Source organism: Dubosiella newyorkensis, from assembly GCF_001945605.1.
In the GTDB taxonomy this organism is placed as follows: Bacteria; Bacillota_I; Bacilli_A; order Erysipelotrichales; family Erysipelotrichaceae; genus Dubosiella; species Dubosiella newyorkensis.
Genome location: NZ_MPKA01000046.1, coordinates 1 through 500 on the forward strand (window position 1 = coordinate 1; position 500 = coordinate 500).

Genomic DNA, 500 nt, shown 5'->3' on the forward strand with positions numbered 1-500 from the left:
GCGAGCTGGCGGATCTCTTCGCTGTCGTCTTTCAAAGCGTAGACGGTCAGCGCCGTGTAGTGCTCTTCCTGATAATTCCATTTTTTGTCCGCAATGGCATGAACGGCCGCAAGTTCTGTGTTATCATACAAATACAGATATCCTTCATAGGCCTGAAGATCCAGCTTTTTTCCAAGGTGGCGCGGATCGACGGAGTATTTGTTCCCTTTGTAGCTGATCATGCTCTGGGGATCGACTTTTACAGAAAGTGTAGGGATTCTGTATAGATTTCTTACTTGAGCATCCGGAAGAGCCTGTAAGAAATCTTTTTCTTTTTCCATATGCAGAATGGGGATCTTTCCGGTCGTGGTATGGACAGAGGCATTCAGCCTTTCGTTGATTTCTTTCAATATCAGACACAATCCGTAAAGATCGAGCTTTCCGTTGTAGGCAAACAATTCATCCAGCGCCTTCATCGGATTTTCCACCTTTCCCTTGCTCCATGGATGCCCCGCTGTGCA

General features: G+C 46.6%; 1 protein-coding gene. It reads right to left on the minus strand.

Annotation, left to right across the window (positions count from 1 at the left end):
* Positions 1-455, minus strand: a 455-nt coding sequence (locus tag BO225_RS02735) for a Mu transposase domain-containing protein (protein WP_419185470.1), incomplete at its 3' end; no start/stop codon positions are given.
* Positions 456-500: the final 45 nt, after the last annotated feature.